17 protein-coding genes are annotated in these 13,861 nt (G+C 61.4%); 7 read left to right on the forward strand and 10 right to left on the reverse strand.

All coding sequences use genetic code 11. The annotated features are described in order from the left end of the window. Nucleotides 1-55: 55 nt before the first annotated feature. The 3 genes from QF039_RS05840 (at nt 56) to QF039_RS05850 (ending at nt 1,658) form a co-directional block, all read left to right on the forward strand. Nucleotides 56-292 (forward strand): glutaredoxin family protein, encoded by a 237-nt coding sequence (locus tag QF039_RS05840; protein WP_003209085.1) that lies wholly within the window; start codon nt 56-58, stop codon nt 290-292. A gap of 74 nt (nt 293-366) precedes the next feature. Continuing rightward, nucleotides 367-702 carry a transcriptional regulator gene (locus QF039_RS05845; protein WP_307517143.1) on the forward strand — a complete coding sequence of 112 codons (336 nt, stop codon included), beginning with the start codon at nt 367-369 and terminating at the stop codon, nt 700-702. A gap of 65 nt (nt 703-767) precedes the next feature. Further along, nucleotides 768-1,658 (forward strand): pseudouridine synthase, encoded by an 891-nt coding sequence (locus tag QF039_RS05850; protein ID WP_085984630.1) that lies wholly within the window; start codon nt 768-770, stop codon nt 1,656-1,658. 57 nt (nt 1,659-1,715) lie between these two features. Here the strand turns inward: QF039_RS05850 and QF039_RS05855 are convergent, their stop codons facing one another. Continuing rightward, the gene (locus QF039_RS05855) at nt 1,716-1,937 is read right to left on the reverse strand and encodes a YgdI/YgdR family lipoprotein (protein WP_003209090.1); all 222 of its coding nucleotides are present in this window, start codon (nt 1,935-1,937) and stop codon (nt 1,716-1,718) included. 80 nt (nt 1,938-2,017) lie between these two features. Beyond that, on the reverse strand, nt 2,018-2,620 hold the full coding sequence (gene mobA / locus QF039_RS05860; RefSeq protein WP_177035739.1) for a molybdenum cofactor guanylyltransferase MobA: 603 nt from the start codon (nt 2,618-2,620) through the stop codon (nt 2,018-2,020). Nucleotides 2,621-2,695: 75 nt separating this feature from the next. Between mobA and moaB the strand changes: the two genes are divergently transcribed. Continuing rightward, entirely contained in the window at nt 2,696-3,235 is a 540-nt protein-coding gene (gene moaB, locus QF039_RS05865; RefSeq protein WP_003209092.1) for a molybdenum cofactor biosynthesis protein B, read from the forward strand. Beyond that, complete coding sequence (gene glp / locus QF039_RS05870) at nt 3,219-4,445, forward strand: gephyrin-like molybdotransferase Glp (RefSeq protein ID WP_307517144.1); 1,227 nt, start codon at nt 3,219-3,221, stop codon at nt 4,443-4,445. The genes moaB and glp overlap by 17 nt, the downstream gene beginning before the upstream one ends. A gap of 143 nt (nt 4,446-4,588) precedes the next feature. Here the strand turns inward: glp and QF039_RS05875 are convergent, their stop codons facing one another. The 5 genes from QF039_RS05875 to minC form a co-directional block, all read right to left on the reverse strand. After that, nucleotides 4,589-5,878, reverse strand: coding sequence for a M18 family aminopeptidase (locus QF039_RS05875; protein WP_003209095.1), 1,290 nt, complete (start codon nt 5,876-5,878; stop codon nt 4,589-4,591). 171 nt (nt 5,879-6,049) lie between these two features. Beyond that, nucleotides 6,050-6,685: an RluA family pseudouridine synthase gene (locus QF039_RS05880; protein ID WP_008432172.1), complete on the reverse strand. Its 636-nt coding sequence runs from the start codon at nt 6,683-6,685 to the stop codon at nt 6,050-6,052. A gap of 96 nt (nt 6,686-6,781) precedes the next feature. Then, nucleotides 6,782-7,036: a cell division topological specificity factor MinE gene (minE, locus tag QF039_RS05885; protein WP_003175252.1), complete on the reverse strand. Its 255-nt coding sequence runs from the start codon at nt 7,034-7,036 to the stop codon at nt 6,782-6,784. Between the two features lie 3 nt (nt 7,037-7,039). Further along, nucleotides 7,040-7,852: a septum site-determining protein MinD gene (gene minD / locus QF039_RS05890; RefSeq protein WP_003209098.1), complete on the reverse strand. Its 813-nt coding sequence runs from the start codon at nt 7,850-7,852 to the stop codon at nt 7,040-7,042. A gap of 199 nt (nt 7,853-8,051) precedes the next feature. After that, on the reverse strand, nt 8,052-8,789 hold the full coding sequence (gene minC / locus QF039_RS05895; RefSeq protein WP_003209099.1) for a septum site-determining protein MinC: 738 nt from the start codon (nt 8,787-8,789) through the stop codon (nt 8,052-8,054). Nucleotides 8,790-8,907: 118 nt separating this feature from the next. Between minC and QF039_RS05900 the strand changes: the two genes are divergently transcribed. Then, entirely contained in the window at nt 8,908-9,843 is a 936-nt protein-coding gene (locus tag QF039_RS05900; RefSeq protein ID WP_087694782.1) for a lipid A biosynthesis lauroyl acyltransferase, read from the forward strand. A 32-nt stretch (nt 9,844-9,875) separates the two neighbouring features. After that, complete coding sequence (locus tag QF039_RS05905; protein WP_177117507.1) at nt 9,876-11,027, forward strand: patatin-like phospholipase family protein; 1,152 nt, start codon at nt 9,876-9,878, stop codon at nt 11,025-11,027. 140 nt (nt 11,028-11,167) lie between these two features. On the opposite strand, the gene QF039_RS05910 is transcribed toward QF039_RS05905, so the two are convergent. Genes QF039_RS05910 through QF039_RS05920 form a run of 3 tightly spaced genes read right to left on the reverse strand, consistent with a single transcriptional unit; the run spans nt 11,168 to nt 13,741 of the window. Further along, nucleotides 11,168-11,953: an outer membrane protein OmpK gene (locus tag QF039_RS05910; protein WP_003209104.1), complete on the reverse strand. Its 786-nt coding sequence runs from the start codon at nt 11,951-11,953 to the stop codon at nt 11,168-11,170. Then, on the reverse strand, nt 11,950-12,345 hold the full coding sequence (locus tag QF039_RS05915; RefSeq protein ID WP_143495519.1) for a hypothetical protein: 396 nt from the start codon (nt 12,343-12,345) through the stop codon (nt 11,950-11,952). Before QF039_RS05915 ends, QF039_RS05910 begins: the two co-directional genes overlap by 4 nt. Before the next feature lie 43 nt (nt 12,346-12,388). Beyond that, nucleotides 12,389-13,741 (reverse strand): nucleobase:cation symporter-2 family protein, encoded by a 1,353-nt coding sequence (locus QF039_RS05920; protein WP_087694784.1) that lies wholly within the window; start codon nt 13,739-13,741, stop codon nt 12,389-12,391. Nucleotides 13,742-13,861 lie beyond the last annotated feature (120 nt).

The raw sequence follows: 13,861 nt of genomic DNA on the forward strand, positions 1-13,861 counted from the left end.
TGCAGTGTCCCGACGCTGTTAGAATAGGTGCCTGATTCTTCTCGGACCCTTTGCCATGCTTCCTGAATGTCAGTTGTTCGGCACCCTGGGCTGCCATCTGTGTGAGATTGCCGAAGCCGAAATCATGCCGTTGGTCGAACACGGCCTGCTGGTGGAGTTGGTGGATATCGCCGATTCCGAGGCCCTGTCTGAAGCCTACGGCCTGCGGATTCCGGTGCTGCGCCGGGTAGACACGGGCGCGGAGCTGGAGTGGCCGTTCGACGAAGCGCAGGTAGTGAACTTTCTTAGCTAGCACTCGGCGATGGCGAGTTCCCGATTATTCGGTTACTGTATGTTTGTACAGCGATTGAATGAGAGGGAACGCCCGTGGTGAATGTTGAGCAACTGAAAAGCAGCGTCAATCGCATGTCCGCCGACGTCGTGCGCGACGCGGTGAACGAGCTGCGCCTCGATGGCCTGGTCACGGAAGGCAGGACGCCGTTTAACAAAGTGCATTTCAACACCTGCTTTGCCGAGATCGAGGCGCTGTTCCAGCGCGCGGGTTATCACAAGCAGCTGGATGTGGTGGGTTACCAGGGCTTGCTGTATGCGCTTTACGACCCGGGCCGCTGGGAAGCGGTGGATGTGCTGCGCTGGCTCAAGGAATTCACCGAGGCGGCCAGTGCGTCACCGGTGTTGCGCGCGGAATTGGCCAAGGCCTGAATCTGTGCTGGGCCTGATCCGGGTGCATGCGGGATAATGTGCGCCTGTATGTCCACGTCTTGAGCCTGCCCATGTCCGTTTTTTCCGCTGCCCAGCACCAAGCCAGCACCTTGTACCTGCCGCCAGGCGCCTGGGCCACCGTGCTGGATTGCCTGTGTGAGCACTTCCAGGCCATCAGCCGTGAGCAATGGCTGGACCGCATCGCCCGAGGCCGGGTACTGGACATCAATGGCACCCCCATCAATCAGGACCTCGCCTACCGCGAAGGCCTGTGCATCTACTACTTTCGCGAAGTACCGAACGAGAAAGTAATCCCGGTGCAGGAGACGATCCTGTACGCCGATGAACACCTGGTGGTAGCCGACAAGCCGCACTTCCTGCCGGTCACGCCTGCCGGTGAATACGTCGAGCAGACCCTGTTGCGGCGTTTGATCCGTCGCCTCGACAACCCGGCGCTGGTGCCGCTGCATCGCATTGATCGGCATACCGCGGGGCTGGTGCTGTTTTCGGCCAACCCCCAGACGCGCTCGGCGTATCAACAGCTGTTTCCCACGCGCAAGATCGACAAGTTCTACGAAGCCATTGCCCCTGCATTGCCTGGGCTGACCTTTCCGCTGGTGCACAAAAGCCGGCTGGTGGATGGCGAGCCGTTCTTTCGCATGCAGGAAGGCGCGGGGGCGAGCAACACCGAGACGGCGGTCGAGGTGCGGGAAAAGAATGGCGACCTGTGGCGCTATGGCCTGTTTCCGGTGACCGGCAAGAAGCATCAGTTGCGGGTGCACATGACGGCCCTGGGCGCGAGTATCTGCAACGATCCGTTCTACCCCGACGTTATCAAGGATGCCGAGGACGACTACGCCAACCCGCTCAAGCTGCTGGCCCAGGGGGTGCGTTTCATCGACCCGGTCACCGGCCTTGAGCGCGACTTTCGCAGCGAGATCAGCCTGGACTGGTAAACCCCAGCAACGAAAAAGCCCGCATTACGCGGGCTTTTTTGTATCTGGCGTTAAGACTTACAGGTCTTTAACGGTGCGAACCTGATCCTTGTTGATCTGGGTGCGCTTGCCATCCAGCTGTTCGAATTCGTAGAAGCCGGTGGACTTGTCGAATTTAGGAGTGTCGACGGCCTGGATTTCGCGACCGTCATTCAGGGTGATCACTGTCGGCGAGGCGCAACCGGCAAGGGTAGCGAGGCCCAGTGCAAGCATGAGAGCGGCGATGGTCCGTTGAGTCATGAGTTTGTCTCCGAGAGAATGCTTTGTTGAGTACTGACCTTGTGACGTGTGCAACGTCGGCAAAGTTCCTTGTTCGACGCTCATTCTGACACGCTGGGCGGGCGGTGCAACAACTCCGGTGTATTGAGGTTGGCCAGGCGCGGATCGTCGGCGGGGCAATCCAGGGCCTTGGCCCCCAGCGCCTGCATGATCTGGCGCGGGCTGCGCTCGCCGGCTGCCCAGGCCCGCTCGAAGGGCTCGCGCAGCGAAGTGGGGATCACGCAGAGCAGCGGTTCCCAGAAATCGCCGTGGCGCACCATCACCGGCAGCAACGGGTTTTGCTGCGCCGTGCTGCGCAGGTCGGCGAGCAATCGTGCATCGATCTGCGGCACATCGCACGGCAATACCAGCAGATGCCCATGCTGCGCCACCGCCAGTCCTGCGCGAATGCCGGCCAGTGGCCCTGGAAAGTCGGGGCTGTCATCGCCGACCAATTGATCGGCGTAGGCCGCGTACTGCGCCTGGTTGCGATTGCAGGAGATGATCAGGTCGTCGGTCAACGGCCGCACCAGGCGATGCAGGTGCGCGATCAGCGGCTGCCCGTGCCAGTCCAGCAGGCCCTTGTCGAGGCCGCCCATGCGCTGGCCACGACCGCCGGCCAGCAAAAGGATCGAGCAGGGCAGTGGGGAAGAATGGCTTGGCATGACGGCTCCTGCGGGCAGTGAAATGGGGGGCTGTGATATAACATCGGGCTGTTCCTTCGACAACCGGACCGAGCCATGAAAGCCAAGGCTGATGCGCCCTTTGTACCCCTGAATATCGCTGTATTGACGGTCAGCGACACCCGCACCCTGGAAACCGACACCTCGGGCCAGGTCTTCGTCGACCGCCTGACCGCCGCCGGTCACCTGCTGGCCGAGCGAGTTTTGCTTAAAGATGATCTGTACAAAATCCGTGCGCAAGTGGCGCACTGGATTGCCGAAGACGTGGTGCAGGTGGTGTTGATCACCGGCGGCACCGGCTTCACCGGCCGCGACAGCACCCCGGAAGCGGTGAGCTGCCTGCTGGATAAGCAGGTGGATGGTTTCGGCGAACTGTTCCGGCAAATCTCCGTGGCCGATATCGGCACCTCCACCGTGCAATCCCGTGCCCTGGCCGGCCTGGCCAACGGCACACTGGTGTGCTGCCTGCCGGGCTCCACCAACGCGGTGCGCACCGGTTGGGACGGGATTCTCGCCGAGCAATTGGATAACCGTCACCGCCCGTGCAACTTCGTCCCGCATTTGAAACAGGCCGAGCCCTGTGAATCCCGTGGGTAAGCCGGGCAAGACCGGCGCGTTGATGCCGGTGGAAGACGCCCTCGAACAATTGCTGGCGATGGCCGAGGCAGCGCCGATCCGCGAGCGGGAAACGTTGCCGCTGGCCGAGTGTGATGGTCGGGTGCTGGCCCAGGCGTTGATCTCCACGCTGGACTTGCCGCCCTGGCCCAACAGCGCCATGGACGGATACGCCCTGCGCCTGGCGGACTGGACCGGTGAGCCACTGGTAGTCAGCCAGCGCATTTTTGCGGGCACGGCACCCGAGCCCTTGGCTGCCGGTACCTGCGCGCGGATCTTCACCGGAGCCCCGGTACCGGAGGGCGCGGACTGCGTCGAGATGCAGGAAAACGCCGTGGTCCATGCCGATCAGCGGGTGAGCTTCACCGAAGCGTTGCAGGTGGATCAAAACATCCGTCCCCAAGGCCAGGAAACCACGGTGGGCGAGTGGGTGTTGCCTGCAGGTACACGCCTGGGCCCGATCGAGTTGGGCCTGGCGGCTTCACTGGGTCGTGATCGGCTGGAGGTGGTACGACGCGCCCGCGTGGCTGTGCTGTCCACCGGCGACGAGTTGATCGAGCCGGGCCTGCCGCTGGGGCCCGGGCAGATCTACAACAGCAATCGCCGGGTGCTGTGCAGCTGGCTGGAGCGCCTGGGCTGCGAAGTGGTGGACGCCGGGATCCTGCCGGATGACCTGGAACAAACCCGCGAACGCCTGGGCGCATTGGGCTCGGTAGACCTGATTCTGTCCACCGGCGGTGTGTCGGTGGGGGAGGCGGATTTTCTCGGGATTGCACTGCGGGAAGAGGGCGAACTGGCGCTGTGGAAGCTGGCAATCAAGCCGGGCAAGCCGCTGACGTTCGGGCATTTCCGTGGTGTACCGGTGATCGGTTTGCCGGGCAATCCGGCGTCGACGCTGGTGACCTTTGCCTTGCTGGCGCGGCCTTACCTGTTGCGCCGCCAGGGCGTGGAAGACGTGCAGCCGCTGCGCATTGAAGTGCCCGTGGGATTTGTCTGGCCCAAGCCGGGGAATCGCCGCGAGTATTTGCGCGGGCGGCTGGAGCAGGGCAAGGCGATCATCTACCGCAACCAGAGCTCGGGTGTGCTGCGTAGCGCGGCGTGGGCCGAAGGTTTGGTAGAAGTGCTGGAGGGGACGACGCTGGAGATCGGTGACCGGGTCAACTTCATTCCGCTGAGTGAAGTGTTGAACTGAGCCCGTTCTATCAAACAATGAAGATCAAAATGTGGGAGCGGGCTTGCTCGCGAAAGCGGTGGATCAGTCACCAGATGTATTGACTGACCCTCTGCATTCGCGAGCAAGCCCGCTCCCACATTTGATTTGTGTTCATCCTGCAATTACGGCAAATCACGACTCGCGTAAAACGCACTCAACACCTTCACCAGGTGCGCCAGGTCGTGGCTGCCGCACAGCTCGCGAATCGAGTGCATGGCAAACGTCGGCAAGCCGATATCCACGGTGCGCACGCCCAGGTGGCTGGCGGTGATCGGGCCGATGGTCGAGCCGCAACCCATGTCGCTGCGAACCACAAAGCTTTGCACCGGCACTTCTTCGGCCATGCACAGGTGGCGGAAGAACCCGGCGGTTTCGCTGTTGGTGGCGTAGCGCTGGTTGCTGTTGACCTTGATCACCGGGCCGGCATTGAGTTTCGGGCCGTGGTTGGCGTCGTGCTTCTCGGCGTAGTTGGGGTGCACGCCGTGGGCGTTGTCGGCAGACACCAGCAGCGACTTCTGGATGGTGCGTACGAACTCATCACCCTCGGGCAGCAGGCGACGCAGGGTCTGCTCCAGCATCGGGCCGTCGGCACCGCAGGCGGAGCACGAGCCGACTTCTTCGTGGTCGTTGCAGACCAGCACGCAGGTTTCATCGGTTTCGGCGGTGAGCAGGGCTTGCAGGCCGGCGTAGCACGACAGCAGGTTGTCGAGGCGGGCACCGGCGATAAAGTCGCCATTGAGGCCGATCACGGCCGCGCTCTGGGTGTCGTAGAAGCTCAGCTCATAGTCGAGCACCACATCGGCGTTCAACCCGTGTTCACGAGCCAGTTGCTCGGTCAGCACTGCGCGGAAGTCTACGCGCTCGTCACCGGCGAACTGCGCAAGGATCGGCGGCAGTTCGGTCTGGGCATTGATCGCCCAACCCTGGTTGGCTTCACGGTTCAGGTGAATGGCCAGGTTGGGGATGATCGCGATGGGCAGCTTGAAGTCGATCAGCTGGCTTTCGACCTTGCCGTCGCGGCGGAAAGTGACGCGGCCGGCCAGGGACAGATCGCGGTCGAACCACGGCGCCAGCAGCGCGCCGCCGTACACTTCCACACCCAGTTGCCAGAAGCCCTGGCGTTGCAGTTCAGGCTGTGGCTTGACCCGCAGGCACGGGCTGTCGGTGTGGGCGCCGACCAGGCGGATGCCGCCTTGCAGGGGCGAGTGGCGGCCGAGCTTGAAGGCGATGATCGAGGAGTCGTTGCGGGTCACGTAGTAGCGCCCGTTGGCCTCGGTGGTCCAGGTCTCGCGCTCGTCAAGACGCTGGAAACCGGCCGCTTCCAGGCGCTGTGCAAGGGCGGCGGTGGCATGGAACGGGGTAGGGGAGGCCTTGAGGAAGTCGATCAGGCCTTGGTTCAACTCTTCGCGCATAAGTAGCTCCAGACAGCAATGGCGCGAGTTTACCGTCCGACGGGATAAGTGCACAGAACAAATGTGGGAGCGGGCTTGCTCGCGAATGCGGTGTGTCAGTCGCCGAATGAGCTAACTGATCCACCGCATTCGCGAGCAAGCCCGCTCCCACATTTTAATTGCGTTTACAGGTTAAAACGGCGCGGGGCACTCGAAGCGCAGACGCTCGCCGCTCTGGGGATGGGTGAAGCTCAACATGCTGGCGTGCAGACACAGGCGTGGCCAGGCAGCCAAGGCCTGTTCATGGGCGTACAAGCCATCGCCCAGCAACGGATGCCCGATGGACAGCATATGCACGCGCAGTTGATGGGAGCGGCCGGTGATCGGTGTCAGCTCAACCCGGCACCAGTCGCCGCAACGCTCCAGGACTTTCCAGAAGGTCAGCGCGTTCTTGCCGAACTCGTGGTCCACCACGTGCCGTGGCTTGGTCGGTGGGTCGTAGCGCAAGGGCAAGTCGATGCTGCCGCTGTCCAGTTCCGGTTGGCCCCAGCAGAGTGCGGTGTAGGCCTTTTCGGTTTCCCGGTCATGAAACTGGCGGGACAGTTCACGGTGGGTATCCGCGTCTCGGGCCAGCAGGATGATCCCGGACGTTTCCCAGTCCAGGCGATGGACGATGCGGGCTTCGGGGTAGCCGTTTTCCTGCAGGCGGGTGATCAGGCAGTCCTTGTTGTCGTCGGCGCGACCGGGCACCGAGAGCAGCAGGGTAGGCTTGTTCACCACCAGGACAGCAGCGTCCTGATGAAGGATATGGACATTGGACAACGGCATTAAAACAGCCTCGTAACAAACGCCAACGGCGGCTCGCTCACCCGGCCCCGTGAGGGGAGCCAGGTAACCGAGCCGCCGTGGCGACCGCCTTTTCGATCAACGATCAGGCAGGGTGATATTGAGTTCCAGAATCGAGCAGCTGCCGTCATTTTCCAGGGCGACATGCACGTCATCGTTACCGATGTTGACGTACTTGCGGATCACTTCCACCAGTTCCTTCTGCAGGGCTGGCAGGTAATCCGGGGTGCTGCGTTGGCCGCGTTCGTGCGCCACGATGATCTGTAGACGCTCTTTCGCTACCGACGCGGTACTTGGCTTTTTGTTGGCGCGAAAGAAGTCGAGAAATTTCATTGTTTAGTTGCCTCCAAAGATACGCTCGAAGAATCCCTTCTTCTTAACATCGAGGAAGCGATGTTCCACGGTCTTGCCCAGCAAGCGATCTACCGCATCGCTGTACGCCTGGCCGGCGTCGCTCTGGTCGTCAAGAATCACCGGCACACCTTGGTTGGATGCCTTCAGGACGGCCTGGGATTCCGGGATCACACCCAGCAGGGTCACGGCGAGGATTTCCTTCACGTCTTCAACGCCTAGCATTTCGCCATTGCTGACGCGCTCAGGGTTGTAGCGGGTCAGCAGCAGGTGTTCCTTGATCGGATCTTCACCTTTCTCGGCGCGCTGGGACTTGCTGGCCAGCAGGCCGAGCATGCGGTCCGAGTCACGTACCGAGGAGACTTCAGGGTTGGTCACGACGATGGCTTCGTCGGCGAAGTACATCGCCAGGTGAGCACCGGTCTCGATACCCGCCGGGGAATCGCACACCACGTATTCGAAGGTTTCCTTCAGTTCGGCGAGGACCTTGCCCACGCCTTCCTTGGTCAGCGCGTCTTTGTCGCGGGTCTGGCTGGCGGCCAGTACATACAGGTTCTCAAGGCGCTTGTCCTTGATCAGGGCCTGTTGCAGGTTGGCTTCGCCATTGACGACGTTGACGAAGTCGTAAACCACGCGGCGTTCACAGCCCATGATCAGGTCGAGGTTACGCAAGCCGACGTCGAAGTCGACGATAACTGTCTTGTGGCCGCGCAGAGCGAGGCCGGTACCGATAGCGGCGCTGGTGGTGGTCTTACCCACACCACCCTTGCCGGATGTAACCACGAGAATCTTGGCCAAGGTGTTTCACCCCTAAGGAAAAAGGACTTTTTAGTCCCTGAAAAACATCTCTTGTCACTCGCTGCAGGCGGGCAGCTCTTGTAGGAGAAAGCACGGTTTGCCTGGGCAAACCCCACCTTAAAATTATTCCTACACAAGTTTTGCCGTTTTCGCTGTGCTATCAGAGTCCAGAGATGCTTGGAAAATGCGGCAGTATCCGTTAAAGACGAACGATGTTCAACACATCGCCCGACAGGCTGACTTGTACCCCGGCCCCCCACAGCGGATCGCGGCGCAAATCTTCCGAAACCTTGTACTGGCCTGCGATGGACACTAGCTCAGCGGTCAACTGCTGGCAAAAAATACGGGCCTTGGTGTCACCTTTTATGCCGGCCAGGGCACGACCACGCATGGGGCCGTATACATGGATGTTTCCATCGGCGAGAAGTTCCGCCCCCGGGCTGACCGGGGCGATGACGACAAGGTCGCCACCCTGGGCGTAAATCTGCTGCCCGCCCCGTACGGGAGAGGTGATGATCTTTGTCGGCTTGATCGTCGGCTCCGGCGGTTTCTCCGGTTTTTTCTTCTCTTCGCCGACCAACGGGTCGAGCGGACGCTCGCGGGCACCCGACGGCGGCAGTACTGGCAGTTCAATAGCGATTGCCGCAGCAATGTCTTCGATCCGGCTGGCACGGATCGCCAGGGTGCGCAGGCCATGCTGGCGGCACACGCGCATCAGCCCGGGCAGGTCGACCGCGCCCTGGCCGGCCGGGAGCTTGTCCAGGGCCAGCACCAGCGGTGCATTGTTGAAGAAGTTCGGCGCCAGGGCGACCTTGGCGGCGAGCTGGCGGTCCAGGGCATCAAGGTCGTTGCGGGCCAGTTCCAGCACGGTAATGGCGAGCATGCTGCCTTTCAACTGGAACACGGGATCTTGGTCTAGCGGTTCGGTTTGGCTCATGGTCGGCAAAGCGGCTTGTCACGAAAAGTGTCGAGACTTATAACGAGAACATCCGCTAGCCGCAAGCCGGGTCGAACCGTTGTAGAATGCGCGGCCGTTGTCTTTACCGGAATCTTGAATGGATCGCCCGCGTTTTCGAGCTGTATTTTTTCATCCGCGCTTCTGGCTGTTATGGCTGGGGCTGGGTTTGCTGTGGCTGATTGTGCAGTTGCCGTACCGGGCTTTACTGGGGATTGGCCGTGCCTTGGGGGCGGGAATGTACCGGGTGGCCGGTGAACGTCGACGTATCGCCGCACGAAACCTGGAACTGTGCTTCCCGGAAAAGTCCGCTAAAGAGCGTAAACATTTGCTCAAGGAAAACTTTGCCTCCACCGGCATCGCGTTCTTCGAGATGGCCATGAGCTGGTGGTGGTCCAAGCCGCGCCTGGCGCGCCTGGCCCATGTCGAAGGGCTGGAGCACCTCAAGCAGGCGCAACTGGAAGGCAAGGGCGTGATCCTCATGGCCCTGCATTTCACCACCCTGGAAATCGGCGCCGCCTTGCTCGGGCAGAAGCACACCATCGACGGCATGTACCGCGAGCACGGCAACCCCTTGTTCGATTTCGTCCAGCGCCGTGGCCGCGAGCGGCACAACCTCGACTCCCTGGCCGTAGAGCGCGAAGACGTGCGCGGCATGCTCAAGCTGCTGCGGGCCGGTCGTGCGATCTGGTACGCACCGGACCAGGACTACGGCGCCAAGCAAAGTATCTTCGTGCCGCTGTTCGGTATTCAGGCCGCCACCGTCACTGCCACCAGCAAGTTCGCACGCCTGGGCAAGGCTCTGGTGGTGCCGTTCACCCAGGAGCGCCTGGCCGACGGCAGCGGTTATCGCCTGGTGATCCATCCGCCGCTGACCGACTTCCCGGGTGAATCCGACGAGATCGATTGCCTGCGCATCAACCAGTGGGTCGAGGCTTCCGTGCGCGAATGCCCCGAGCAATACCTGTGGACGCACCGCCGCTTCAAGAGCCGGCCGCCAGGTGAGCCTAAGCTATATGAAAAACGCCGCCGTTGATCTGAAGTCCCCAAGCACCATGGAGTGATGCAATGCGCTCAGCTGAACCGGTCACAGGCTTGATTCTTTCCGGCGGCGGGGCGCGGGCCGCCTATCAGGTGGGGGTATTGGCGGCGATTGCCGAGCTGTTGCCGCCGGGGGCCGCCAATCCGTTTCCGGTGATTGTCGGCACCTCGGCCGGGGCGATCAATGCGGTGAGCCTGGCCAGTGGCGCCATGGACTTTACCGCCGCCATCCAGCGCCTGACCGCCTTCTGGCAAGGCTTTCGCAGCCACCTGGTGCTGCGCAGCGACTGGCCCGGAGTGATCAGCCAGGCCAGTCGTTTCCTTATCCACAGCCTGCTGGGGATGGGGGCGCAGGTGCCAGTGGCGCTGCTCAACAGTTCGCCGCTGCGGGATCTGTTGCGTGACAAGCTGCACCTGGAAGGCATCGCGCAGTCGATCCGCGAGAAACACCTTCATGCTGTGGCGGTGACCGCGTTCGGATACGAGTCCGGGCAAGCCGTGACCTTCTATCAGGGCGGCGGCACCATCGATGCCTGGTTGCGGCATCGGCGCATCGGCATTCCCACCCAATTGACCGTTGAACACTTGCTGGCCAGCTCGGCGATTCCGTTGCTGTTTGCGCCGGTCAAACTCGGCCAGGAATATTTTGGTGACGGGGCGGTGCGCCAGTCGGCGCCGATCAGTCCTGCGTTGCACCTGGGCGCCAGCCGCGTGCTGGTGGTGGGGGTCAGTGGCAACCCGCGTGGTAACGATCCATCGAACCCGGCGCGCACCTTCACCGGCCAGGAGCCGACGTTGGCGCAGATCGGCGGGCACATGCTCAACAGCACGTTCATCGACAGCCTGGAAAGCGATATCGAATTGCTCGAGCGCCTGAACCAGTTCAGCCACGTGTTGCCGGCCAACGCGGCGATACAAGGTTTGGCGCCAGTGGAAGTATTGGTGATCGCTCCCAGTCAGCCAATCGACGAAATTGCGGCACGTCACCGCCAGGAATTGCCGGCGGCATTGCGCCTGTTTCTGCGCGGGCCGGGGGCGACCAAAACCAGTGGCGCGGGTGTGCTCAGCTACCTGCTGTTCGAGGCGGGGTATTGCAGCGAATTGATCGAGCTGGGAAGGCGGGATGCGCTGGCCAAGCGCGAAGAGTTGCAGCGGTTCCTGGGCCTGACACCGGACTGAATGTGGGAGCGGGCTTGTGTGGGAGCGGGCTTGCTCGCGAATGCGGTGTGTCAGTCGCCAGATGTATTGACTGACCCACCGCATTCGCGAGCAAGCCCGCTCCCACGTAAACCCGATTCCACAGGGGATAGGCGGTGTGGTTAGAAGTGGTACTTCACCAACAGGCTCGCAGTGTCCTGGTTGGTCTCGAACGCGCCGCTGTCCTGGATCCCGTACTTGTTCTTCCAGTAGTCGTATTCGATACCGACATACAACTGCTTCTCGCCCCAATGCAACGCCTTGCCCAGGTCATATTTGATCTGCGGGTTAAAGTGCAGGTTGGCGTGGTAAGTGCCGCGGGCGTTCTTGTCGTTATCCACCACCCAGTCCATGAAGCCGTCGATCAGCACATTGGAGTTGCCCACCGGGATCGTGTACGACCACACCGGTGTGATCTGCCATACGCCGTCACCCGGGCGATTGCCTTCGGTCTGGCGCTGGTAGAAGTTCAGCTGGAAGTAGTCGAAACCAGGGATTGCCAGGTCGAAGCCCGGGCCGAGCAAGTACGACTCGTTGTCGCCTTCGCCGAACTCGTAAGTGAACGCCAGCAACACGTCCTTGATCGGACCGAACGACAAGTCCTTGTCGAAAATCTTGCCGAACGACAAGCGTGGGCTGAACTCACCGTAGTAAGTACTCGGGCCGACATTGCCGTCTTCCTTGCCGTTGTAAAAGATGCGGTCGAGGAAGAAGAAGTTGTCGCCGTACTTCCACGCATCGGCGTGTTCGAAGGTCACGGTTTGCTGGATCTGCGGGTTAACAGTGAAGTTCTTGCCCCACAGATAAGTCAGGCTGTTGTTCTGCCACTGCAGCAGATCACCGGCCATGGCCTGGCCCCCGGCCAGCAGGGATCCTGCCAGCATCAGGCTGTTCACGGTACGTTTCATTCGGTTGCTCCCGAGGTAAAGGTTTCTGGTTTTTTTTCTAAGCGGACGCTCTGGTGTGGCGTCTTTTGGCTTGCCGCAAAAATCGTCTGTTCGGTCAGCTTTGATGCTTTTAGCAAGAGCTGCGCCAAGGTGTTTAAAAAGCCAAAAAATCCCCGTCGGCTGTGATGAACACAGTCGAATTCGGAGAGTTTTTGCACACATTGGCTGCGGACGTGGGGCCGGGATAAGTTGGCCTTGCAGTCAGCTTTTACATTCGCTGTTTTTTTTTGAGTCGATTTGAGCGGGCGCCGAGAATACTGACTCCCAGGCCTGTGCTCAAGTGCGCCGTTAAAGAGCGCGCGGGGCGAGAATGGGGCACGGCGCGTGGCCGGCCCCGGGTGAATGGCGTACATGGTGTGTTCCCTGATCGTTATTGTTTTTGTTGTGACGCAGGAATCAATGTGGGTGTGCGTGAGCGCTTGGGGCAGCGCGTTCGGCGCCACCCAGGATGTTGAATAACAGGTTCAGCGACAGCGCGCTGATCGTGGCCATGGCGATGCCGCTGTGAGTGATCGGGCTCATCCATAGCGGCAGCTGTGCAAAGAATTCGGGACGTACCACCGGGATCAATCCCATGCCGATACTCACCGCCACCAGCAACTGGTTACGACGGTCGGCAATGTCGGCTTCCTGGAGGATCTTGATCCCGGTGGCTGCCACCATGCCGAACATGGCAATCGCCGCGCCGCCCAGCACTGCGGGTGGAATCGACGCTACCAAAAAGGCGGCCTTGGGCAGCAGGCTCAGCACAATCAGGAACGCGCCGGCCACGATCGTCACCGAACGGCAGCGCACGCCGGTCATCTGCACCAGGCCGATGTTCTGCGCGAACGAGGAGTGGGTGAAGGTGTTGAAGAACCCGGCAAAAAACGATGCGCCGGCGTCACACAACAGGCCACGGCGGAGCATTTTCGGCGTGACTTCCTGGCCGGTGATCTTGCCCAGGGCGAGGAACATCCCGGTGGACTCGACGAAGATGATCACCACCACCAGGCACATCGACAGGATCGGTGCCAACTCGAACTTGGGCATGCCGAAATGCAGTGGCGTCACCACTTGCACCCACGGGGCGCGCGCCAGGCCGCTGAGGTCGACCATGCCGATCATCCCGCACAGCCCGTAGCCGAGGGCCATGCCGATCAGCACCGAGATATTCACCCAGAAGCCGCGCATGAAACGGTTGATCAGCAGGATGGTGGCCAGCACCAGCGCGGCAATCGCCAGGTAAATCGGTGAGCCAAACGTGGACGCCGCTGCGCCACCGCCGGCCCAATTGACCGCGACGGGAAACAGCGAAAGACCAATGGCGGTGATCACGGTACCGGTCACCAGCGGTGGAAAGAAGCGCACGACCTTGGACATGAACGGCGCGATCACCATGCCGAAAAAACCGGCGGCGATGGTCGCACCGAAGATCCCCTGCAGACCGATGCCGGGCATGCCGGCCATGGCCACCATGCTGCCGACAGCGGCGAAGCTGGCGCCCATCATCACCGGCATACGAATGCCTACCGGGCCGATGCCGAAGGACTGGACCATGGTTGCGATGCCCGCCACCAGCAGGTCGGCGTTGATCAGGAAGGCGATTTCTTCACGGCTCAGGCCCGCGGCCTGGCCGATGATCAAAGGCACGGCGACGGCGCCACCGTACATCAGCAAGACGTGTTGCAGGCCTACCAGAATCAGTTGCAAGAGGGGCAGCCGCACCATGGCGGGCGCGGCAGGAGTCTGCGTTTCTAGCTGGGACATGCAACACCTCGGATCTTTTTATTGTTGTGTTGTTCGGCATTCAATTGCCGGGTGGAACTCATTCGTCAAAGCACACCGCAGATCCCATGTGGGAGCGGGCTTGCTCGCGAACGCGGTGGT

Origin of the sequence: Pseudomonas sp. W2I6 (genome assembly GCF_030815935.1) — a bacterium.
In the GTDB taxonomy this organism is placed as follows: domain Bacteria; phylum Pseudomonadota; class Gammaproteobacteria; order Pseudomonadales; family Pseudomonadaceae; genus Aquipseudomonas.

Excerpts from the sequence above, each read along its gene's own strand:
- QF039_RS05855 (WP_003209090.1), bottom strand. The coding sequence starts at position 1,937 with ATGACTCAACGGACCATCGCCGCTCTCATGCTTGCACTGGGCCTCGCT.
- QF039_RS05880 (WP_008432172.1), bottom strand. The coding sequence starts at position 6,685 with ATGCCGTTGTCCAATGTCCATATCCTTCATCAGGACGCTGCTGTCCTG.
- QF039_RS05840 (WP_003209085.1), top strand. The coding sequence starts at position 56 with ATGCTTCCTGAATGTCAGTTGTTCGGCACCCTGGGCTGCCATCTGTGT.
- mobA (WP_177035739.1), bottom strand. The coding sequence starts at position 2,620 with ATGCCAAGCCATTCTTCCCCACTGCCCTGCTCGATCCTTTTGCTGGCC.
- moaB (WP_003209092.1), top strand. The coding sequence starts at position 2,696 with ATGAAAGCCAAGGCTGATGCGCCCTTTGTACCCCTGAATATCGCTGTA.
- QF039_RS05900 (WP_087694782.1), top strand. The coding sequence starts at position 8,908 with ATGGATCGCCCGCGTTTTCGAGCTGTATTTTTTCATCCGCGCTTCTGG.
- QF039_RS05875 (WP_003209095.1), bottom strand. The coding sequence starts at position 5,878 with ATGCGCGAAGAGTTGAACCAAGGCCTGATCGACTTCCTCAAGGCCTCC.
- QF039_RS05905 (WP_177117507.1), top strand. The coding sequence starts at position 9,876 with ATGCGCTCAGCTGAACCGGTCACAGGCTTGATTCTTTCCGGCGGCGGG.
- QF039_RS05920 (WP_087694784.1), bottom strand. The coding sequence starts at position 13,741 with ATGTCCCAGCTAGAAACGCAGACTCCTGCCGCGCCCGCCATGGTGCGG.
- minE (WP_003175252.1), bottom strand. The coding sequence starts at position 7,036 with ATGAAATTTCTCGACTTCTTTCGCGCCAACAAAAAGCCAAGTACCGCG.
- QF039_RS05915 (WP_143495519.1), bottom strand. The coding sequence starts at position 12,345 with ATGTACGCCATTCACCCGGGGCCGGCCACGCGCCGTGCCCCATTCTCG.
- minC (WP_003209099.1), bottom strand. The coding sequence starts at position 8,789 with ATGAGCCAAACCGAACCGCTAGACCAAGATCCCGTGTTCCAGTTGAAA.
- QF039_RS05910 (WP_003209104.1), bottom strand. The coding sequence starts at position 11,953 with ATGAAACGTACCGTGAACAGCCTGATGCTGGCAGGATCCCTGCTGGCC.